Annotated in this window: 18 protein-coding genes and 1 tRNA gene; 7 read left to right on the top strand and 12 right to left on the bottom strand. The window is 27.5% G+C overall.

What is annotated here, in order from left to right:
- Window positions 1-159: 159 nt before the first annotated feature.
- From uvrB to R4K56_RS06065, 6 genes are all read right to left on the bottom strand, one after another.
- Window positions 160-2,211, bottom strand: a complete 2,052-nt coding sequence (uvrB, locus tag R4K56_RS06090; RefSeq protein WP_335772166.1) for an excinuclease ABC subunit UvrB — start codon at window positions 2,209-2,211, stop codon at window positions 160-162.
- 14 nt (window positions 2,212-2,225) lie between these two features.
- A complete protein-coding gene (locus R4K56_RS06085; protein WP_335772165.1) occupies window positions 2,226-3,080 on the bottom strand; it encodes a M23 family metallopeptidase in 855 nt (284 codons plus the stop codon).
- Complete coding sequence (locus R4K56_RS06080; protein ID WP_335756713.1) at window positions 3,077-4,252, bottom strand: hypothetical protein; 1,176 nt, start codon at window positions 4,250-4,252, stop codon at window positions 3,077-3,079. Before R4K56_RS06080 ends, R4K56_RS06085 begins: the two co-directional genes overlap by 4 nt.
- Before the next feature lie 44 nt (window positions 4,253-4,296).
- On the bottom strand, window positions 4,297-5,478 hold the full coding sequence (locus R4K56_RS06075) for a M23 family metallopeptidase (protein ID WP_297296044.1): 1,182 nt from the start codon (window positions 5,476-5,478) through the stop codon (window positions 4,297-4,299).
- A gap of 73 nt (window positions 5,479-5,551) precedes the next feature.
- Entirely contained in the window at window positions 5,552-6,238 is a 687-nt protein-coding gene (locus R4K56_RS06070; protein ID WP_335756714.1) for a tetratricopeptide repeat protein, read from the bottom strand.
- A gap of 137 nt (window positions 6,239-6,375) precedes the next feature.
- Complete coding sequence (locus R4K56_RS06065) at window positions 6,376-6,876, bottom strand: imm68 putative immunity domain-containing protein (protein WP_335772164.1); 501 nt, start codon at window positions 6,874-6,876, stop codon at window positions 6,376-6,378.
- Between the two features lie 247 nt (window positions 6,877-7,123).
- On the opposite strand from R4K56_RS06065, the gene R4K56_RS06060 reads away from it, so the two are divergent.
- The 3 genes from R4K56_RS06060 (at window position 7,124) to R4K56_RS06050 (ending at window position 10,026) form a co-directional block, all read left to right on the top strand.
- Window positions 7,124-7,194 (top strand) — tRNA-Cys (locus tag R4K56_RS06060).
- Between the two features lie 12 nt (window positions 7,195-7,206).
- Window positions 7,207-9,099, top strand: a complete 1,893-nt coding sequence (locus R4K56_RS06055; protein WP_335760110.1) for a penicillin-binding protein — start codon at window positions 7,207-7,209, stop codon at window positions 9,097-9,099.
- A gap of 24 nt (window positions 9,100-9,123) precedes the next feature.
- Window positions 9,124-10,026, top strand: coding sequence for a carbohydrate kinase family protein (locus R4K56_RS06050; protein ID WP_335772163.1), 903 nt, complete (start codon window positions 9,124-9,126; stop codon window positions 10,024-10,026).
- 3 nt (window positions 10,027-10,029) lie between these two features.
- Here R4K56_RS06050 and R4K56_RS06045 read toward each other — a convergent pair whose 3' ends face one another.
- From R4K56_RS06045 to R4K56_RS06035, 3 genes are read right to left on the bottom strand one after another with little or no spacing between them, the layout of a single operon-like run.
- Window positions 10,030-10,584, bottom strand: a complete 555-nt coding sequence (locus tag R4K56_RS06045) for a hypothetical protein (RefSeq protein WP_335772162.1) — start codon at window positions 10,582-10,584, stop codon at window positions 10,030-10,032.
- A 27-nt stretch (window positions 10,585-10,611) separates the two neighbouring features.
- On the bottom strand, window positions 10,612-11,784 hold the full coding sequence (locus tag R4K56_RS06040; RefSeq protein ID WP_335772161.1) for a tetratricopeptide repeat protein: 1,173 nt from the start codon (window positions 11,782-11,784) through the stop codon (window positions 10,612-10,614).
- Window positions 11,785-11,806: 22 nt separating this feature from the next.
- Window positions 11,807-12,481 carry a bifunctional nuclease family protein gene (locus tag R4K56_RS06035; protein WP_335756720.1) on the bottom strand — a complete coding sequence of 225 codons (675 nt, stop codon included), beginning with the start codon at window positions 12,479-12,481 and terminating at the stop codon, window positions 11,807-11,809.
- 199 nt (window positions 12,482-12,680) lie between these two features.
- Here R4K56_RS06035 and R4K56_RS06030 point away from each other — a divergent pair, with 199 nt between their 5' ends.
- From R4K56_RS06030 to R4K56_RS06015, 4 genes are all read left to right on the top strand, one after another.
- Window positions 12,681-14,441 carry a SpoIVB peptidase S55 domain-containing protein gene (locus R4K56_RS06030; RefSeq protein WP_335772160.1) on the top strand — a complete coding sequence of 587 codons (1,761 nt, stop codon included), beginning with the start codon at window positions 12,681-12,683 and terminating at the stop codon, window positions 14,439-14,441.
- A complete protein-coding gene (locus R4K56_RS06025; protein ID WP_335756722.1) occupies window positions 14,428-16,479 on the top strand; it encodes a ligand-binding sensor domain-containing protein in 2,052 nt (683 codons plus the stop codon). The genes R4K56_RS06030 and R4K56_RS06025 overlap by 14 nt, the downstream gene beginning before the upstream one ends.
- A 117-nt stretch (window positions 16,480-16,596) precedes the next feature.
- Window positions 16,597-18,066: a phosphotransferase gene (locus R4K56_RS06020; protein WP_335769362.1), complete on the top strand. Its 1,470-nt coding sequence runs from the start codon at window positions 16,597-16,599 to the stop codon at window positions 18,064-18,066.
- Window positions 18,067-18,075: 9 nt separating this feature from the next.
- Window positions 18,076-18,969 carry a DMT family transporter gene (locus tag R4K56_RS06015; RefSeq protein ID WP_335772159.1) on the top strand — a complete coding sequence of 298 codons (894 nt, stop codon included), beginning with the start codon at window positions 18,076-18,078 and terminating at the stop codon, window positions 18,967-18,969.
- On the opposite strand, the gene R4K56_RS06010 is transcribed toward R4K56_RS06015, so the two are convergent.
- From R4K56_RS06010 to R4K56_RS06000, 3 genes are all read right to left on the bottom strand, one after another.
- Window positions 18,964-19,584, bottom strand: a complete 621-nt coding sequence (locus tag R4K56_RS06010) for a GNAT family N-acetyltransferase (RefSeq protein WP_335772158.1) — start codon at window positions 19,582-19,584, stop codon at window positions 18,964-18,966. The genes R4K56_RS06015 and R4K56_RS06010 overlap by 6 nt on opposite strands.
- Before the next feature lie 11 nt (window positions 19,585-19,595).
- On the bottom strand, window positions 19,596-22,136 hold the full coding sequence (locus R4K56_RS06005) for a helicase C-terminal domain-containing protein (RefSeq protein ID WP_335772157.1): 2,541 nt from the start codon (window positions 22,134-22,136) through the stop codon (window positions 19,596-19,598).
- A gap of 133 nt (window positions 22,137-22,269) precedes the next feature.
- Window positions 22,270-23,451, bottom strand: coding sequence for a CapA family protein (locus R4K56_RS06000; protein WP_335772156.1), 1,182 nt, complete (start codon window positions 23,449-23,451; stop codon window positions 22,270-22,272).
- Between the last annotated feature and the right edge of the window lie 18 nt (window positions 23,452-23,469).

The following is a 23,469-nucleotide window of genomic DNA, read 5'->3' as shown; positions in this document are numbered from 1 at the left end:
CTGAAAATTTTTAACTTTCTTTATTATCATCTTTATTTTGTATAAGTTATATAAACTTCTATACATTTATAAAAAAATATAAATATGAAATTAGTCTTAAATCATACTAAATATATTTTGTAGTAATTAAGTTTAGTGATATTTGATTGCATATAAAAATTATTTTTTACGTTTTCCATTCGGATTTTTAGAAGTTACATTTTTATGCACTGATTTTTTAGCAGGATTTAATTGTTTAAGCTGATTTATTTTCTCTCTTATTTCAATAGCCTTTTCAAATTCTAAACTGTCAGAAGCTCTTTTCATTTCTTTTTCAAGCTCTTTTATATAATCATCGCTTTGCTGTTCAGGGTCTATTCTTACTCTTTCATTGAAGCGTCTGAAATCGAAATGAAGTTCATAAGAAGTTTCAACTTTTTCTTCGCGTTCAATTATATCTTGAATCTTTTTGATAATTGTTTTTGGAGTGATATTATGTTCTTTATTATACTCCATCTGTATTTTTCTTCTTCTTTCAGTTTCTTCTATAGCCACTTTCATAGCATCGCTTATACTGTCAGCAAACATTATAACTCTGCCGTTAGCATTTCTTGCTGCACGTCCAATAGTCTGTATTAGGGTAGTTGTATTTCTTAAGAAACCTGTTTTATCAGCATCAAGTATTAATATGAGCGATACTTCAGGAACGTCAAGCCCCTCTCTTAAAAGGTTAATTCCAACAAGAACATCGAAAGCACCAAGTCTTAAATCTCTTATTATTTCAACACGTTCTACAGTTTGAATGTCAGAATGTAAATAACGAGTTCTTACTCCATTTTCATTTAAATATTTTGTAAGGTCTTCTGCCATTTTTTTTGTAAGTGTAGTTATGAATATTCTTTCATTGTTTGATATTGTTTTCTTTATTTCTTCAAGTATTCTGTCTATCTGTCCGTCAATAGGGTATACTTCAATTATAGGATCAAGCAATCCGGTAGGACGAATAATCTGTTCTACAACTTGGCTGCTTTTTTTTAATTCATATTCTGCTGGTGTGGCACTTATGTATATTGTGTCATGAGTGAGTTTTTCAAATTCTTCAAAGTATAAAGGTCTGTTGTCAAGAGCTGAAGGAAGTCTGAATCCGTACTTTACTAAAGTTTCTTTTCTGCTTCTGTCTCCGAAAAACATTCCTCTAATTTGCGGAACGCTTACATGCGATTCATCTATTATGGTTAAAAAATCTTCTGGGAAATAGTCTATTAAACAAGCAGGTCTGTCTCCTTCTTTTCTTCCAGATAATGGTCTTGAATAGTTTTCTATTCCTGCACAGTATCCTACTTCTCTAAGCATTTCTAAATCATATTTTGTTCTTCCGTATATTCTTTCTGCCTCTACTAATTTTCCTTCGGATTTGAATTTATTATATTGTTCTTCAAGTTCTTCTTCTATCAATTTTATTCCTGCTGCTAATTTGTCGCCTCCTGTAACGAAGTGTTTAGCAGGATATATTACAACTCTTTCCTGTTCTGATAATTTTTGTCTTGTAATAGGATCAATTTTTATTATTCTTTCAACAGTATCACCGAAGAATTCTACTCTTATAACCTCATCAGAATAGGCACTCATTATTTCTATAGTATCACCTATAACTTTGAATCTTGCTCTTTCAAGTACATCTTTAACACGTTCGTATTGTATTGAAACTAACTTTTCAATTATTTCATCTCTGTCATATTCTCCGTCTTTTTCTATAGCAATATATAATTTTCTATAATCTTCAGGAGAACCCAAACCGTATATACATGAAACAGAGGCAACTATTATAACATCACGTCTTTCAAGAAGCGAAGTAGTAGCTTTAAGTCTTAATCTGTCAATTTCATCATTAACGGAAGCGTCTTTATCAATATATAAATCTTTTGCAGGGACATAAGCTTCAGGCTGATAGTAATCGTAGTATGAAACGAAATATTCTACTGCATTATTTGGAAAAAAGTCTTTTAACTCTCTGTAAAGCTGAGCCGCCAAAGTTTTGTTATGCGACATTACAAGTGTAGGTCTGTTTGCTTTTTCTATAACATTTGCTATTGTAAAAGTTTTTCCGCTTGCTGTAACACCCAAAAGAGTTTGATATTTATTTTTATTTTCAAGTCCTTTTACAAGTGATTCTATTGCAGTTACTTGATCGCCTGAAGGTTTGAAATTTGATTCTAATTTAAAATTTCCCATAGTTTTTAATTATTTTAATAAAAATTAACGGTTCTAGTTAATACTACAGTTTTATTATCAAAATCTGTAACCTCTGCTTTGAATGTATATTTTCCTCTTTTAGGAGTAAATACACCGCCTCTATAGAAATGTGAATCTACACCATATACTTCTTCAAAAGTATAATTTGGGGATATATAATATACATTATCCCTTTTTATAAAATATGTGAAATCATAATCTCTTACTAATTCATTATTCATAAATATTTTCACTCTTTTAAGCCCCATAGGTATGCTTCCAAGTAAGTCATAAGCTTTTACGAATAATTTTATTTCTCCGTTGTAACTCATAGGCATTTTGTCTTTTATTTGTATAAGTCTGTTTTCAGTTCTCAAATAAATTCCATGTATTAATGGTGCCTGAGTTGAACCTTTACTTATAGTTAAATATTCCAAAGGGTCTACTACTAATCCTTCTTTCATATTTTCTATTGTCAAATGTAAATGTGCTCCTCCAGATCTTCCGCTGTTTCCAGTAAGAGCAATAACATCTTTTTCTGTTACTTTTGCATAAGATTTTTCTACTGTACCCGGTTCTATATGATAATAATAACTTCTTAAATTGTCTGGGTGTTCTATCATAACCACATTTCCAACACCATAAAGAGGTCTTGTAGGGTCTTCTTCTTCATCTATATAATAAACTATTTCTCCGTCTTTAACCGGATATATTTCCATTCTATTTCCGCCGAAATCAACTCCGTTATGAAAATGGTCTGTTCTGAATTCTCCGAATGTACTTGTTATCCTTATTCTATTAGGATCAATAGGTACTCTTGCAAATAAAAATGATGATATTAAAAACATTAACAATGCATATTTTTTCATAGTTTAACCCTCTTGTATGTATAAATCATTTTGTCGCTTACAATCATATATTCATTTTCTAAATTAGATATATCGAGATTATATACCCAGCCATCTAAATATTTTTCAAAAACAATCTCTTTCAAATTATTATCATATATTAATACAACACTTTTAGCATCTTTTGAAACACTCATAATAGTAGAATTAGTTTCACTGTTTAATTTCATATTGATAGCATTTTGCATATTGTATTTTTCTAAATTAATTCTATCAATTTCTTTTCCTTTGTTTAAAGTGTATAATACAATATCTCTGTCAGCAAGCATATATGCAAACATTGATTTTTCACTTACATAACTAGATACATGACGTCTTCTATTAAGTCCAGTATCCAAATACCACATAGTACTTCCATTAGCATCATAAAGAGTCATATATTCCGGTCTTATTCCGCTAACAGATAAAGCAAAACTTCCATATTCACTTATAGCAACTGATTTTACTATATTTATCTCGCTTAATATAGTGGATATTGCAAAACTTAAATTTCCGTTTCTGTTTATATATGCTATATCTCCGCTTGAAAATCCCGCTATATAATCTCCTGTATTAAGTGCGAAAGCTCCGTCAGTAATAATTTCTCCGTATTGAATATGTTTGCTTAATGGGTTATTGTTAAAGTCAAACATTTGTATTTTTGAGTTATCGCTTGAGTGATACACTATTCTTTCAGCATAAGGTGCCATTTCCGGATATATAGAAGTATTAGTACGCCATATAATAATACCCATATTATTATAAGCATCTATATAATTACCATATCTTTTGTATATGATGAAATTTTGATTATTGGCACTTGCTAATTCTCCTCTCATCAAATTTGTACTGTATATGGTATCTCCATTAAAGTCAAAGTAATGTACTATTCCTTCCGGCTTTGTGAAAAAATTATGTTTGAATATGCCGTCAATATTGAAATTATCATCATGGGAAGGAGGTTCAATAGATGTGGTTTCTTTATTCCAAACATTCACAGTATTATATTCTTCATTTAATCTGTTTGTACCAAAAAAGAATATAAATAAAATTATTAAAACAACTGCAGTTATAATAGTTAAATATCTAATAAATAAAGGTTCTATTTTATGTATATTCTCTAATTCTATTATTGATTTTTCTTTTATCTGCATTACTATTTTATACTCTCTTTATAATTAAAAAATAAATATATGAATTATTTTATTTGTGTAAGAACTTTTGTATTAAAAGAAACAGGCTTTTCTAAAATGCTTAATGGATCAAAAGTCATATTTCCAGCTCTCATTTCCCAGTGACAGTGAGGGCCAGTAGACATTCCTGTAGAACCTATTAATCCTATAACTTCTCCTTTTTTTACATATTGTCCTTCTTTTGCTATTAATTTAGACATGTGGAAATATGAACTATATACGCCTTCTCCATGATCTATAACAACACAATTTCCTCTTACGAATAATTCCCTTGATACTCTTACAACACCATTATTAGCAGCTATTATTGGAGTACCATTTGTATTTGCTATATCGAAACCTTGATGATATCTGGCATAGTCTTTAGTATATCCTCTAAAAGCACCAAATCCAGAAGAATATCTTCCTTGAGAAGGCATTATATAAACTTTATCTGCATAATTTGTTGGAGTGTAGCTTATATATACATTTCCGTTTAATAATTCTTTTTCTTCTCTTGATTTTTTAGGGTTACTTATTATATTTTTCATTGTTGCAGTAACGCCTGGAATTTGTTTTGGTTTTGGAGGTGGCGGAGTAAAGTCTAATTTTATATCTATTGATACTTTAAGAAGTGTTTTATCTTTTAATTCTATATCTGATACGAATTTATATTTTTCATCTTGTGCACCTACATATATTCCAAATATGCTTTTATATACTTTCATATTTCTGTCAGCATTTTTTACTTCAAAGAATTTTACTATAGGTCTTGCACTTCCGAGAAGTTTGGAATTTTCTATTTTTATTTCATCTTTAGAAGCTATAAATATTGTTGATACTTTTCCAGCATAAAAAGGAAACGGATCAGCATATATTTTTATATCTTCATCATAATTTTGAAAATCTTTTAAAGATTGAAAATTTTTATCTTTTATATATAAAGCTCCATTTATAAGTTCTACTTCATTAGTATTGATTTTTACTTTAGTGTTTGGAGCGATGTAGTAATATTTATCATCTATATTTATTTCAATAAAAGCATTCTTCTTTGTTTCTAATATATCTTTGTCATAACCTTTGTCTGATGAATTAAGATTAACAGTTTTTCCATCTCTAGTGATTGTGATATTTCCTGAGTACTGAAAGTTATAATCAGCGTATAAAGATATAGAAACTAAAAATATAATTGTAATAATATATTTCATAAAACTCCCTCTATTATATTTTATGTAATTATACTTTATCAAAATAAAGAATATTTTTTGTGTATATATTAAATCATTTTTTTGATGCTTGATCTAATTTTAATAAATGATCTTTAATATCCCTATTAGTAGGTGCAAGTTCAAAGGCTTTAGTTAAGAATTCTTTAGCATGTTCTAAATCATTTTTTTTGAGGAAAGCCCAACCTAAAGAATCTAAATAAGCAGGATTATTAGGATCTATTGATACAGCTTTTTTTATTTCTTCTATACCTTCATCAATATTTGTTTCTGTGTCAACTAAAATAAATCCTAATGAGTTTCTGGCATTGGCACTTTTAGGATCAAGATTAACAGCTTTTTTCAAATGCTCTATAGCTTTTCTTATATTTCCCTTTTTATAATATACATATCCTAAAGCAGCATGTATTTGAGTATTTTCAACTCCTGAAGATAAGGCATCTATAAGCTCAAATTCTGCAAGGTCGTACATTTCTTTTACAGCATAAATATATCCAACTATTATATGAGCCTGCATAAGTCTTAAAGGGTTGTCTAAGCGTCTCATTATTTTATCAAATACTTGAAGGGTATTGTCATAATCTTGAATTTGTGCATAGGCTAATGCTAAATGATATCCTGATTCAACATCATTTCTTTCTGAGAATATTTTTTCTAATGAGTCTATTGCCTCTTTATAGTTTTCATTTCTAAAAAATTTTATACCATCTTCTAATTTGCTTCTACTAGAGCCTATACTCATATATACTCCTACTATATATTTGATTTCGTATATTGTATATTTATAATATAAAAATCTCAATATATTTTAAATAAAACTTCTATAAAAAAATTATGTAAAGTTATTAATATTTTTTTTATTTATTTTTTATAAATTTATTAAAATGTAAATTTTGACATTTCATTTGCTATATATTTTGTCTTTTCAGCAATATCATTAATAGTTTCATCATCACACATATCAGCTAAATCATATTCAGAAGCATTAGCAGAAAAGTCATTTAATATATTTATAAATGATTCTATATCTTCCTTATCAGTATTTATTGATATGTATTTATCTTTTTCAGAATTACTATATAAATCTTTTAAATATATTTTTTTGTTATGAAGACATTCTAAAATTAATACTGATAAATCTAATATTAAATCTATTACTATATCTATATTATGTTCAATACCATTACAAACATATTTTATATCTTTGCTTTCTCTAAATGAATCAGCTTCTATTGGGGAATATTCATTATATATATTAAAGTTAGTGAATATTTGCTTAACACTATATTGAGTATCATCATTCTCGTTAAAATAATCTAATAGTACTAATGAGTCATCACAGTCACCGAAATATTCTCCCCATAACTTATCTATATACATATTATTCCTTTTGTTATAAATAATTTAACGCCTATATTATATAAGAAATATATTATTTGTAAAGTTAATTAATGTGTAAATATAATTCAATTTTATTGAATTAAATAAAAATATTTTTAATTTCCAACTTGAATATGTAAATATTAAATGTGTTGTATATTAAAATAGATATTTTCTTATTAAATTAAATTGTTAACATATTGACTTTTTATTTGTTTTAGTATAAGATTACTACATCTAAAAATATGGCGGCGTCGCCAAGTGGTAAGGCAGGAGTCTGCAAAACTCTTATCATCGGTTCAAATCCGTTCGCCGCCTCATTTTCTAATTATGAATGAAATTCGAATAAAAAAGTTATATTTATTTCTCGTATGTTTTGTTATAGTAACTATTGCTATTCTTTTCAGACTTTTTAATCTTACAGTTAAAGACAGAAAACCATTAAGTTCATTAGACGGCTTAGATAAACCAAGAGGAATTATATATGATTCAAAAATGCATCCTCTTACAATTAATATACCAGCTTATACAATTTATCTTGATACTGAATCTGTTGCTTTAGACGGTAATGAAGATACTGATATTAATGAAGCTTATACAAAGATTTTTAGTATTATTGGTATTACTAAAGAGAAATTTACAGACTTGCTCTCTACAAAAAGAAGAACTATAAGATTGGCTCAGAATATTAATTTGGAATCATATAAAAAAATAAAAGAAATTAAAGATAAATATACTGTAAGAAGTATTTATGGAATAGAAAGCTATAAAAGATTTTATCCTTATGAAGATGTTTTCGCTCATGTTATAGGTTATATGAATAAAACTGAAACGGAAGGTTATGCTGGTCTTGAGGCAACTTATGAAGCTATACTTTCTTCAGAGAATGATAATCCTAAAGATATAGTATTAACTTTAGACAGAGATGTTCAAACTATAGTTCGTAATGAGGTTTTAAAAACAGTTGCTGAGAAATCACCTCAATCTGTTACAGTTATAGTGTCTGATGTAAATACAGGTGCAATAATAGCTAATTATTCTTATCCTTCTTTTGATCCTAATAATCCTTTTGTTTATGTTAATAATGAAAGAATGGACAGAAGTATAATGAGTACTATATATCCCGGAAGCACTATGAAAATATTTGCAGAACTTGCTGCTATAGAGCAGGGAGTTGTAAACAGTGATGAGGTTTTTCATTGTAAAGGATATTATGATTACAGCAGGCAAACACGTATACATTGTGATTATCCTCATGGAGATGTAGCTTTTAATGATATATTAAAATACAGCTGCAACTATGCTATTGTTACTATAGCAGAAAGAATAGATAAGCAATTTTTTTATGATTATTTAAAGAGATTTGGTTTCGGAGAGCCTACAGGTGTAGGCCCTTATAAAAATGAATGGAGCGGTATATATCACCCATTAAATAAATGGCATAGATTTTCAAGAGGTTATTTAGCTATAGGTTATGATTTGAGTGTTACTCCTATGCAGATAGCTGCTTCTTATTTACCGTTATTAAATGGCGGTTGGAAAGTTCCTATGCATGTAGTTGATTCATTATACGATGGAATAGAAAAAATAAGCGTTACAAATAGATTGAAAAAAACTAGAATTATAGATGAACAATACTCACAAATAGCAAGAGTTCTTCTTAGAAAAGGTGTTGAGTCTGGTTCTACAGGACATAGAGCTAATTTACTTAATATAGATGTTGTAGGAAAAACTGGTACTGCTATAACTGAAGTTTATAGAGGAAATGATAGTGAGAAGCCAGAAAAATATTATCAGTCTATATTTGTTGGGGGGTTTCCTCTTGAAGACCCTAAAATATCAATACTTGTTTTACTTGATGACCCTTTAGGTTCTGGAAGCAGAGCAGCTGGAAGGGTAGCAGCTCCTCTTTTTGCTAAAATTGCTAATCAGATTATACCATATTTGGGATTGGTTGATGGAGAAATATATTCAATAAATACTAATGACTTTTTATCTTTAGTTCCTCCACCTAGTAATACTACTAATAATATAATGCCTAATATAACAGGTCTTTCTTTAAGAGATGCTTTGAATAATATATCTTATATTGTATCTAACAATAATGCTAAAATAGCTATACAAGGTGAAGGATATGTGTCTGAATTTTCTCCTCAGGCTGGAACTTCTATAACAAATAATTCTGTGATAAGATTATTATTAAAAGCACCATTAAGTGAATGATAATTATTATTTTTGGAGTTTTTTATGAATAATATACTTACTTTCGGTGAACTTTTATACGATGTGTATGATAATGTTTCAGTAATAGGAGGAGCACCTTTTAATTACTCATTACAGTTATCAAGACTTATAAATAATGAAGATAAGCTAAGATTTATTACTGCATTAGGTAATGATGATTATTCAAAAGATGCTATCAATTTTATAAATAATGAGAATATAGATTCTTCATTAATAGAAATATTAGATAATTATGAAACAGGTAAAGCTACTGTATTTCTTAATGAGAAAAAAGTTCCGGATTATATAATACATGAAAATGTTGCTTGGGATAATATAGAATATAATGAAAATATTGAAAAAGCTTTAGAAGAAAAGTATGATATGTTCTACTTTAATATACTTTCTCAAAGAAATGAAAAATCATATACTACATTGAAAAAAATATTTAAAAACATAGATTCTAAATATAAAGTATGCGATGTTACTTTTAGAAAGAATTATTATACAAAAGATAAAATAAAAGAATCTTTAGAATTCGTTAATATATTAAAAATTAATGATGACGAACTTGCCGTTATAAAAGAACTTTTCTATCCTTCTTTAGAAAATGATAATGAAACTTTATTAAAAGCAATTAACAAAGATTTTAATATTGATTATATATTCCTTACTCTTGGGGCAAAAGGTGCAAGTGTATTACATAATAATGAATATATATTTAGTCCTTCAAATAAAGTAAATGTTATTGATACAGTTGGTGCCGGAGATAGTTTCTGTGCTGCTTTAAGCTATGCTATACTTAAAAATCTTGATGTTAATAATGTATTAAAATTTGCTTCAAGTGTTTCAGAAGAAATGGTGCAGGTAAAAGGCGGTACTGCAAAATATGATACTAAAAAAGTGAAGTCTAAATTTGGTTTATAATATTTAGGTTCTTCCAGTATAGTACTTGAACTTTTCTTTAGTTAGAAATCTTAAAGAGGTGAATTTACCTGTATATTGTTCATTAGTTATGATAGTCCATCTTATATTATCATAGAATTCTTGCAGGTTATTTTGAAGCATGTTATCTATATATGCAGATGGATATTTTGAAATATATTGGTAGATTTGCCTATTTATTAATAAAGTTATAAATTTTTTAGGCGGAGTATTATAGGCTAGTAATGCTTTTTGTATTCTAATATTTTGATTTATAGACATTTTTTCTTCTTGAGTTTTTGCTTCTTTTTCTCTTTTTTCCAAATCAGTTAATGTTTTTTGAATATTATATATATTATTACTGTATATAGTTTTGCCTTCATCTGTAAAAATATAATTAGCATCTATATAAAAAACATATTCTTTATTGTCTGATGATAAAAGTTTATCAAATTTTTCTATTATTCTAAATTTAATATTTAGATTATAATTGAATGTATTTTGAGAATACAGTAAAATACTAGGTAGAGTTAATAATAGCAGTGTAAAATATTTTATCATATACTATTATTCGGAATTATTTTCTTATTATTTTGGAATAGATGACAATAATCTCATAAAATCTTTATCATTTGGGAATAATTTTAAAGCTTCTTCAGATATATCATTTGCATTATTATATCTTCTTTCATTATATTCAGTAACAGCATAATTATAATATGAAACTTTCAAATTATTTCTTAATACTTTGGCATCATCACCTATATCAGCAATACCAAGTTTGTATGTTTGTATAGCATTTGGATAATCTTTTTGACTTAAATATGAAGTGCCTATTGTATTGTAATAATGTATTCTATTATTTTTTGTCATAGAACTTGAAGGATCAAATATATAAGCTTCTTCTAAAGTTTTATATGCTTCTTCATAATTATTTCTTTTTAAATAATCTAAAGCTAATCTATTATAAGCATTAACTAGATTATTATTATACATTTTAGTATTTGGAGATAGATAATAAGCTTTTTTAGCCATTACTAATTGTTTTTCCAAATCTTTTTCAATTTTCTTTAATGATATAGAATTAGGGTATAATGTTGCTATTAAAGTAAAAATATCCACTTCATTTCTATCTCTATAATTTCCTTGAGGTACGAATGTAACTATTGTGGAATTTCCAGTATTTCTTATTTCTTTTTGTCCCGGATTAAATCCTCTTGATATAGTTGTTTCTACATCTATTTTTCCTTGATCTGTATATACAGTACAAAAAGAGTGACTAGATGTTAATACACCTGTAACTTTAAATCCGAATTCACTATATAATAATGAATATAATATGCTTGAAGATAAACAGTTATATTCTCCTTTATATATTAAATCTTGGAATAGAGTAGATGTTTCAAAATATTGTTTTAACACCCCGCTGGAATATAACCAATTTAATAATCTTTTACCGAAATCATAAGCACCTTCTTTTGTATATTGAGATAATTCTTTTTTGGCAAGATTTCTTATTTCATCTAATTTTCCTCTGAAAAAATCGAATTCATCTTTATCTGTAATACCAGATGCAATTATGAAACCATCATAATGTATTTCTAAATCATTAGTTTCACCATTATCTATTTTTGTAAAGAAGTCATATTCCAATTCAGTAAGTTCGTCTGCATCAAATCTTATTTTATCAGATGGTTTAGCATATATTATTGAATATGAAACAAATATAAGAAATAAAAGTATTTTAATATAGCTTTTCATATAACCTCTAAAGTTATAAAAATTATTCAGTTAAATTATCAAGTTCATCTCTGTATCTTGCAGCATCTTCATATCTTTCTTCTCTTACTGCCTGATCCAATAATCTTTGTAATTCTTCTTTGTTTTTTTTGCCGCTATCTTTAATACTTTGATTATTCTGGTTTATATTATTATTGTTATTATTTTCTTCAGGTTCTCTCTTTAAGAAAATATTTTCACTTCCGCTTTCTTTCAATTCTTCTCTATCAAATCTTTGATATGTGAAAGGGATACTGTCTTTTACTTTCATTAAAGTATCATTTTCTTCTAATACTATTCCTGCTTTATCTACAACATGTTCTTCTATAAATATAGGAGCTCTGCATTTGAGAGAAAGAGCTATAGCATCAGAAGGTCTTGAATCAATAAATATATTTTTTGCATTATGTTCAATAACTAATTTTGCAAAAAATGTATCTAAATGTACATTATCTATTATAACATTTATAAGTCTTATATTGCAATTTTCAAATATACTTCCTACTATATCATGTGTAAGAGGTCTTTCAATTTTATATCCTATAAGACTTGACATTATAGATTGAGCCTCTAAATATGCTATAGATATAGGGACAACTTTATCAGACTTTTCTGGTTTTAATATAACAACAAAACCTTTATCGGTTATTGCTAAATTAAGTATTTTTGCTTCTACCACTTTATAAACCTCGTTTTTAAACCTATTACTTATATTTACTTACTATAATATTAATATATATATATTATTTGTCAAGGTAAATTTTATTTAATATTCTACTTGTCGATAATTAAAAATTATTATATTATAATATTTTACTATTTATATTGAAATATAGTTTAATAAAAGTTATAATCACTTTAAAATATAATTTATAAATATGGAATCTATGAGAAAGAAAATATTTTTTATTTTAGTATTAACAATATTTTTCACATTTAATTTGTTAGCACAGACAACCGAAGATTTACCTCCTTTGCCTCCTGAAAATCCAGAGGTTATTCCTATGAGTGAAATACATGAAGGAATGGAAGGTGTAGGCTATACCGTTATACATGGTACTAATGTACAGCCTTTTAAAGTTAAGGTATTATCTATCTTGAAAAAGAGATGGCATAATAGTGATGCTATACTTATACAGTGTGAAGGATTAAATTTAGAACATTCGGGTACTGTTGCAGGTATGAGCGGTTCGCCTATATATTTTGACGGTAAAATAGCTGGTGCTTTAGCTTTTGGTTGGAATTATGCAAAAGACCCTATAGCCGGAGTTACTCCTATAGAAGAAATGTATAAACTATATGAAGATACTAATGCCAAAGCTCCTTCCTTAGGTTTTGCAGATGATAATTCACTTCAAACACCTCTTATATTCTCAGGTATAAGCAGCAAGGCTTTTAATGAATATTCTTCTTCATTTAAGAAAAGCGGTTTCTATCCTATGCAGGCAGGCGGTTCAGTTTCAGATACTAATCAAGCTAGTAAATTTTTGTTTGGTGATTCTGTTGCTATAGTTATGGCTGACGGCGATGTTTCTCTTGCTGGAATAGGTACTGTTTCACATACAGATGATGAAAAATTCTTACTTTTCGGTCACTCAATGTGGTCTAAAGGAAGATTAAGAGCTCCAGTATCAAGAGCATATATAAATCATATAGTAGCATCAGTTGATTCTTCATTTAAATTGGGTGCTGCTTATTCTAATTATTTAGGATATACTGTTTATGACGGTGTATTTGGTGTTTCCGGAGTTTATGGGGAAGTACCTGAAAATACTATGGTTCCAGTAAAATTGGAAATAGAGGATCAAACATTCCTTACTAGAGATTATAATTTCAGAGTATTGAATGATCCTACTTATTTTACAGATATACTTTCTATGGCTATATATAGTGCTATCAGTTCTACAGCCGGCGGAGATGAAGAAGGTGTATTCAGTATTAGTTATGAAATAGAAACTGATTATTTTGCCGAACCTTATAAAGTTACAGATAAAATATTAGCTTATTCTTCTACTGATGCTTTCAAATCAGCTATAGAACAATTAATATCTCCTATTGATTTCTTTATATACAATAATTTCAATAGGGTAGGTATAAAATCAGTAAAATTGTCTATAAAAAGAAATAATCTTGAATATGCTTTCTTAAATGATATTACTTTAGTTGAGCCTAGAGCAGTTGCGGGTGAAACTATACATTTAAGAGTAGGTGTTACGCCTTATGGACAAGAAAAACAATACATAGATATACCAGTTAAACTTCCTGTTAATTTGAAAACAGATGTTTACAGTATTTATGCAGCTAATGAGTATATATATTACTATGCAGAAAAATTATTTATGCCTAGTAAATATGAAATAAGAAGTTTAGATGATGTAATGCGTATATATGGAAAGAGTTATGATGACAGTGCTTTGAAGGTATGGCTTTATTCATCATCAAGAGGTGTTCAAATAGGAAAGGATTCATTCCCGACACTTCCTCCATCAAAATATGGTATAATGGCAAAAAATGCTACATCTGATAAGGCTGCTGTTATTACTGCTATAAATGGAAATTATAAAATGCCATGTTCTATACTTGGATTAATGAAAATAGATATAATAATTGAAGGGGCTAGAAAATATGAAAATCGCTAAGATTGTTTTTATACTGCAATTAATATTTGTATTAACTTCTGCTAATGTTTTTGGTGTTGTTACTAGGACATTATCTAGCACAAAAAGAGGTTTTTATGATAATGGTATATATGATGGAATAATGCTTACAGAACAGGGCAGTTTAACTTTAGCTCCTGTTATAGAGCAAAATGGTTCTATTAATGGAAAAGATATTTGGAAAATATATCCAGCTAATGACGGAACTATGTTTGCTGCTATAAGCGGAACAGGGGCAGAATTATATAAAAGAGAAGCTGATTCTACTAATTTTACTTCTTTTGCTGCGGCAACTAATGAAAGTGCTTTTACAGCTGTCATTAGTGATAGTGCCGGAAATGTATATGCTGCTACTGGCCCTTATGCTAAAATTATTAAATATGACAGTCAAGGTAATGAGATTTGGAGTAAAACTTTAGATGACACTTATGTATGGGATATGAAGTTTGATAACAATGGTAATTTGTTTGCTGCTGCGGGCGGTAATAATGCCAGAGTATTAAAAATTACATCTGATGGAGATATTAGAGAAATATTAAAAACAGATGAACAGCATGCTATGTCATTATATTTTGATTCTAAAAATCATAAACTTTATGTAGGAACTGCAGGCAGAGGTCTTGTATTATGCATAGATTTAGCTACTAATTTAGAAAATCCTTCTCATAAGGTAGTTTATGATACTGCTGAAAATGAAGTTTATGCTATTACTATGGATAATATAGGTAATTTATATTTTGGTACTGCTACTAGAGAACCTGCTTATTTAATGCTTCCTTCTATAATAGATGGTGATAAAAGACCTAATGAAAGCGATAAAGAATTTAGAAATTCATTATATAAAGCTGATACTAATGGAACTGTTCAAAGATTATTCTTCTTAAATCAAACATTAGTTTTAGCATTAAGCAGTGATAAAAATAATAATGTATATTTTGTTACTGGAGATACTGCTGATATATATAAGATAAATGGAAATGATGGACTTTTATCTTATATAGGCGGATTAAAAAATAAAATACTTTCTACATTTGCTGTTAATGAAGAAGGACTTTATTTTGCTATATCAAAAACGGGTGAAATATATAAAATAAAACATGGATATCCAACTCAAGGAAGTTTCACAAGCGATACATTAGATTTAAAACTTTTAAGTAAATTAGGAAGTTTAAATACTATGACTACTATTCCAGATGGTGCTAATGTAACTGTTGAAGTTAGAACTGGAAATGTGGCTAGAGTAGATAATACTTGGAGTGATTTTACTCCGGTTGATGCTAATGGAAAAGTAAATGTTCCAAACGGCAGATTTATGCAATTTAAAGTTACAATGGAAACTACTGATGAAGAATTAACACCAGTATTGAATTCTATGGATTTTACTTATGTTGAAAATAATTTAGAACCTGAAGTTTTGAATGCTGGTCTTACTACTAGATATCGTCAGCAAAATGATTCTTCTGAAACTGCTAAAAGTCCTCAGCTTGAAGAAAATGAAGCTATGGTATATTGGAAAGGTTCTGACCCTAATGGCGATAAACTTATATATGATTTAGAGTATAGATTAAAAGGTGAAAAAAATTATAGAAAATTAGCTAGTAATTTAGAAACATCATATTATAAATTTAATTCTTATTTAATGCCTTCTGGTATTTATGATTTCAAAATAACTGCAAGTGATAAATATGATAATCCAGTTGGAGAGATAAAAACAAAAACTTTAGAGGTATTTAATGTAAAATATGATAATGATCCTCCTGAAGTTTTTGATTTCAATGTTTCTGGTAATGGAGCTAATAGACAAATTACTTTCAGAGTAGAAGATAAATTATCTTTTATTAAAACTGTTAGATATTCTACTATAACAGGAGAGTGGAGATATATTGTTCCAGATGATAAATTATTAGATTCTATGAATGAAACATTCTCAATTACTATAGATGATCCTGATGCTGGCTCTGTAACTATTGAAGTAATGGATGCCGATGGTAATATTAAATATTATTCTTTTTTGATATAATTTTATAAATTAAATGTTATTGAGATAGTGAATTTATATTTACTATCTCTTTTTTATTTGTATATAATTAAATAAATGAAATATATTATCTAATATATAAAAAATAGCGGAGGTAAAATGAAGGCTATAATACTTGCAGATTCAAGAACTTTAAAACTTACTCCTTTCAGTCTTGTTAAACCAGTAGCATTATTAAAGATAAATGGAAAAACAATATTAGAAAATATGATTAATATTTTGAAAAAAGAAAATGTTGATGATATAACTGTTGTTACTGGATACAAACATGAATTATTTGATGAATACAAAACAAAATTAGGTTTTAAAAATGTAGTACATAAAGATTATTATACCAAAAATACAAGTGCCTCATTAAAATTGGTTATAGATGAAATAGAAAAAGGCACAATAATACTTAATGGAGATATGTTTTTAGAGGATAACTTTTTTAAATATATTAGACCTGATATATCGCAATTTTTATCACAAAAAATAATAGATAATGCTGTTTCATTTGGTTATATATCTGATAGAAATTCAAAGCTTGTTGATATAGATGCCAATGCTACAAATGGATATGGAGATGGTATTGCCATATTAGATAATGAAGAAGATATTGAGGTTTTAAAAACTGAACTTATGAATATTCCTGATTATGATGCTTGGGAGTATTGCATATTAAATTCTATTGATAAAATAAATTTTTATGTTTTTGATCATGATAATCTTTATACAAGAATTAATTCTTTTGGAGATGCTTTATATCATGATAATTTACTTACACCAAAGGAATTAGCTGAGCAATGTTCTGATAATGATAGGGCAGAAAAACTTGGCGGAATTACAAATATTAATTATAAAATAAAATTCTTAGGTCAGGATAAAGTTATAAGAATACCTGGAAAAGGAACAGAATATATATTAGATAGAAATGCTGAAAAGAAAATTTTGAATATTATATACGATAAAGATATAGTTCCTAAAAGTGAATTTTATGACAGTGATTTAAAATTAACTGATTTTTTAAAAGGATATAGAAATTTAGAATTCCATGATATAAAGAATGATTTTGATGTTGTTCTGCCTCTTATAATAGAACAGATGAAAAAATTGCATTCATTAAAACATGAGGATTTTGAATCTTTTAAAACAATTTCAATAGTTGAACAAATAAATAATTATGAAAGACTTGCAAAGATTCAATTAGTCACAAGATTAGAACATAAATTTATACTTGATTTAGCCAGAAAGATAGATAATTCACCGAAAGTATTATGTCATATGGATTTGCAGCTGCCTAATATAATGTATAATGGTAAAGATATAAAGTTTGTTGATTTTGAATATGCAGGATTTTCTTCTATTATTTGGGAGCTTGGTAATTTTACTGCAGAATTGGAATTGAATCAAAAACAGATAGAGAAAGTTATAAATTTATATGGCGATATTACTTATCGTGAAATTATGATAGGGCAATTAATATCCAATTATGTATGGGCTTTATGGGGTTGGATTTGCGATCATATATCATTGGGAAGAAATTATTTAACTAGATTTCATGCCAATATGAATATTTTTGATGATTAAAGATTTTTTATGAATTATAATAAACAAAATTTTTTAGGACATAGTTTAGCTTTTATAAGTGTTTTTATATGGTCAGCACTTTATGTTTCTACAAAAATATTATTAGAACATTTTAATGCATTTGAATTATTATTTTTACAATTCATTATAGGTTATATTTTCCTTTTGATTATTAAACCAAAAAGACTTGTATTAGAAGATAAAAAAGATGAAATATATTTTATTATATGCAGCCTTTTCGGTATTACAATATACAATTTATTTTTGAATATTGCTATAGATTATTCTTTAGCTTCTAATGTTAGTGTTATAATTGCAGCATCTCCTTTATTTACTGCTTTAATTAGTTTTTTATTAAAGATAGAGAAGCCTTATTTTAATTTTTTTATTGGATTTATTATATCTATAGTTGGTATTATTATAATAACTTTCAATGGAAAAATAGAATTGCAGTTAAAACCTTTAGGAGATATTATGGCTGTAATTTCTAGTATAGGCTGGGCTGTTTATTCAGTATTTATAGTAAAGATTACATATAAGAAATATGACTTTATATTATCTACTAGAAAGATTATATTTTATGGAATTGTATTTATGATTCCTTCATTTTTCTTTTTTGATTTTAATCCGAATTGGGCGGCATTAAAAAATCCTATAGTATTATTTAATATGCTGTTTGTAGCTATTTTTGCTTCCGGTATATGTTTTATTATATGGAATGAAGCAACGGATTTAATAGGAGTTTTAAAGACTAATGTATATGTTTATTTGACTCCTATAATTACTATAATTATTTCTATAATAGTGCTTAAAGAAAGAATGACTTTTATTGCTTTTATTGGTATAACTTTAACATTGATTGGAGTTATAGTTTCAGAATTAAGATTAAATAAAAAATTATAGTTCTTTGTCGTATAAATAAAAATCTATATCGTATTTTTTAGTGAATGGTATTGAGAAATGTTTTTCTTTATTTTTATGCATTCCAAAATGTTCATAAAATTTATAATTACAATAAGTATCAGTATATAAATAAAGATTGTTAATATTATTTTCTTTTAGATAATCATTAAATTGCTGAAAAAGTGCTTTACCTATACCAAGACCTTGACAATCTCTGCTTACTGCGAAAAATGAAAGTTCAGCATCATAATTTTTATTAGTTTGTTTGTATAGATTATTATTTATTGATTTTATTTTTTTGTATACTAATAAAGAAATGAGTCCTTCAATATTTTTTGACATTTTAGATTTTATTTTTTGTATTTGATTTTGGTATAAATTATTTGTTTTTGAATTTGTTATTTTACCTATTAAAAATCCGACAGGTATTTCATCTTTTAAAGCTATATTAGCGAATGTTGCAGTATTAAGAAATGAATATAAATTTAATTGAGCTGTAAGTTTTGCATTTCTTTCTGATAGTATATTATTAAATCCCCAAACTTTTATTACAATGTCAGTTAGAATATGGAAATCATTTTCTGTATATTCTCTGTAACTAATATTGTGACTCATAATTTGCTGTTTTAATAATCAAAAAAATTATTCATATCTTTAAATATTTCTTTCATACTTCCTCTTAATAGTGTAGCATTAGGAAGTGATTGAATGAATTGAATGCCGTAATTTTTGGTATATAGTCTTCTGTCGAGAACAAATACAACACCTCTGTCATCTTTGCTTCTTATAAGTCTTCCGAATCCTTGTTTGAATTTTATAACTGCAAAAGGTAGGGCATAATCTAAAAAGGCATTGCCTCCATTTTCTTCGATGAATCTGTATCTTCCTTCACTTATAGGATCTGTTGGTACTGCAAATGGCAATTTAGGGATTATAACAACTTCTAAATTTTTTCCTGCAACATCTACACCTTCCCAGAATGAATCAACGCCATAAAGTACATTGTTTGAAGAAGATTTGAACATATCCAATAATGTATGTCTGTGTACTGATGCTGTTTGTGCTAATGCATTTATATTTTTCTTTTTTAATTTTTCAGATGTACTTTCATAAACGCTCATTAAAGATGAAAATGAAGTAAATAATATAAATGCTCTGCCTCCAGTGATATTGCATACATCTAATAATATTTTTGATGTGAAGTCATTAAATGTATCGCTTGCTACATCTGGCATATCTGTTGCAATATAAAGCCTTGCATTATCTTCATAATTGAATGGAGATTCCAAATATATTTCTATTTTTTTATTTTTTTCTATAAAATCAAAACCTAATCTATTAGAAAAGAAATTAAAACTTTTTGAAACTGTTAAAGTTGCTGAGTACATTGCAACAGTATCAAATCTTGAATATAAATAGTCATTCAAATTTTTTGCAACTGTAACAGGTGTTAAATGCCAATTAAGTATAAGACTTCCTTTTTTAGTTAGTCTTGTTTCTATCCATCTTATATATTCATCTTTTTTATAATCTATTGCAGCATTTAATGATACTAATTGTCTTTTCAACCTCTCTAAATAGGCATTTGACATCTGTGCTATTTCTTCATAATCAAAACCTTTTTCTATAGCAATATCAAAAAACTTTTTATATAATTTATCGCAAGTATTTACAAGCGAAGTCATTGATAATACCATTTCTCTAAGAGGTTTTAATCCGTCATTTTTCCAATGAGCTGTACTAACAAGTTCAGGACTTATTCTAAATTTGTATCCCAATCCTTCTTTTGTCTGTATGTTTTTATGACAATAATTAATAAATTCTTTTGATTTATCATCTACAACATTTTTTAATCTTGCTGTATAATCATGTGCTTTATTTATTAAATCTATTATTTCATCATATTCCGATTTTTCAATTAATGCTTTTTTCTCATTAAGCATAATATTGATACTTTCTATAACTCCAAGTCTTTTATTCTTTTTTATTCTTGAAATATAGAAAAGTGCTTTTAGTATACCATTTTTACTTCCTTCATCACCAAAGTAACTGGAAGCAGAATTCTCGAAATTATGTGCCTCATCAATTAAAACTTTTGTGTATCTAGGAAGAAGACTGTATCTGCCTGCAGTTTCTGCATATAAAGATAAATCTGCACAAAGTATATGATGATTAACTATTAATAATTGAGCAGCATTTAATTGTTTACGCATTTTATAGAAATAGCAGTCTTCTAAATATTCGCATTTTCTATGAGTACAAGTATCTGTATCACAGCAAACCATTTCCCATAATTCGCCTTTAGGCTTGTATCCTAAATCTGTGATTGATCCGTCTTTAGTTACATTAAACCAATTATTTATATCTTCAAAAAAATGTACCTGCTCTTCAAAATCAAATCTGTCTGCATCGTTTAAAGCTTCTTTTACTTTTTTAATGCATACATAATTATTGCGTCCCTTAACTAAAGCGTATTTTACACTAGGAGCAATTCCGCCTATAATAGATGGTATATCTTTTGAAATTATTTGTTCCTGTAAATTTATTGTATTAGTTGATATAACTATTCTGGTTTTATTTTCTTTAAGCCATAAAAGGGCAGGCACTAAATATGCAAAAGATTTTCCAATACCTGTACCAGCTTCTGATATTAAATGTTTATTATTGTTGAATGCTTCTATTGTAGCTTCTACAAGTTCTGTTTGTTCCTGTCTGTATTCATATTTTTTTAATAATTTGCTTAATGTTCCATTTTCAGTAAACATAAATAAAGCATCTGGAGTATCTATTGTTTTTACATTTTCTGATTTTATAGGCTTTACAACTTCATAATATTCATCAACATCATTATTTACTATATAGAAACCAACTCCTGCATTATTTCCGAGTTCGCTTGCTATTGCTAAATCAGCTCTTGAAGGTGTAAGCTGTCCAGATGGGTGATTATGAATTACAGCATCAAATTCTAATGATAGTGATATAATTGCTGGTACTGAGTCTTTATTTCCTCTTGCCATTACTTCTATATAATCAAGTATACCATAAGCATTAAAATTTATTCCAAAATATACTTCATTTCCATAAGCGTCTACTATCGACTTTCTCATAAAGTTAATTGCGTCTATGGAAAATACGCTGTCTATTTCTCTTGCATAATTATTACTCATATTGGTATAATAATATAGTATATATCGAAATCTTTGTCAATGTTTTTTTAATATAGTTTTATTAACAAATACAATTTTTTATTTCTAAGCATCTATTCAGCCCGCCCACCCCTTATATGATAGGCATTGATTTTTAATTATGGGCTAAAGTATTATTTGTATTAATTTCATTAGTTGTTATGTTGTTTACAAACATAGTTTTTACTTTTTCATTAGTTAGAGGAGAGTAAAAATCATGTATTAATTCATAACCTTTTTTTATTGCATTAGTATCATAAGCACTATAAATATGATTGCTTGATAGAGTAGGCATATTTATGTTAGGATCTTCTTTGATAGGCTTCATAACAAAATCAAATCCGCTTTTCTTGAAGAATGCATAATAAGTTGGAACATAAGAAAAATTAATTTCTTTGTTTTCATTAATTTCTAATGAAACAACAGTACCTATGTCAAGATAAGGATATCTTCCTTTGTGATTTGCTATAAAATTTCCTAAAGAATATATTATTATACCGCTATGATTTGTACCTTCATATATCTCTACAGGTCTAGGAACATGCGGGTGATGACCTACTATTATGTCAACTCCATTTTCTATTAATGCTCTTGCAGTTTCCTTAGTTGCTTCTTCAGGAGCAGTTGTATATTCTAATCCGAAATGCAATGATATTATTTTTATTTCATTGTTTGTAGCAAGTGCCAAATCAGATTTTACTTTTTCTATTAAATCTTCTTGTTTAGGGAAAAAATTCATAAAATAGAAATGATCATTTTTATTTGTTTTATGACTTAATCCATTATCAAGCATTGTATATGCTGATATAAAAAGAGGCACATTATTAATATTTGTTATGACAGGTGCTATACTATGTGAATTAGTAGAACCTCCTAAAGTCAATTTATTATTTCTATGAAGCTCAGCAACTGTTTCTGATTCTGCTTGAGCTCCTTGGTCATAGGCATGATTATTAGCAATGGAAAAAGTATTAAAATAATTGAAAAAATATTTTAAATAATCTAATGAACCATTAAATTCAGGATAAGGCATAGGAGGCTTATTAGTATTAACAACGAATTCTAAATTGGCAAATACAATATCTCCTTGAAAGTAATCTTTTAAATCTATTAAAACATCATTACTTTCAAAAGCCTTAACTATAGTAGGGTGAGTCATTATATCACCAGTGAATACTAATTTAATACTTTCAGGCGGCTCAGGAATTTTTTCTTCTTCTTTTTTATTTACTTCATTGTCGGAACATGAAATTAATAAGGATAAGAAGAATATAACAGCAATAATATTTTTTATCATAGTTTTTTACCTAATTGT

It is taken from the genome of Brachyspira pulli, assembly GCF_036997785.1.
In the GTDB taxonomy this organism is placed as follows: domain Bacteria; phylum Spirochaetota; class Brachyspiria; order Brachyspirales; family Brachyspiraceae; genus Brachyspira; species Brachyspira pulli.
This window is presented reverse-complemented; position numbering and strand designations above follow the sequence as displayed.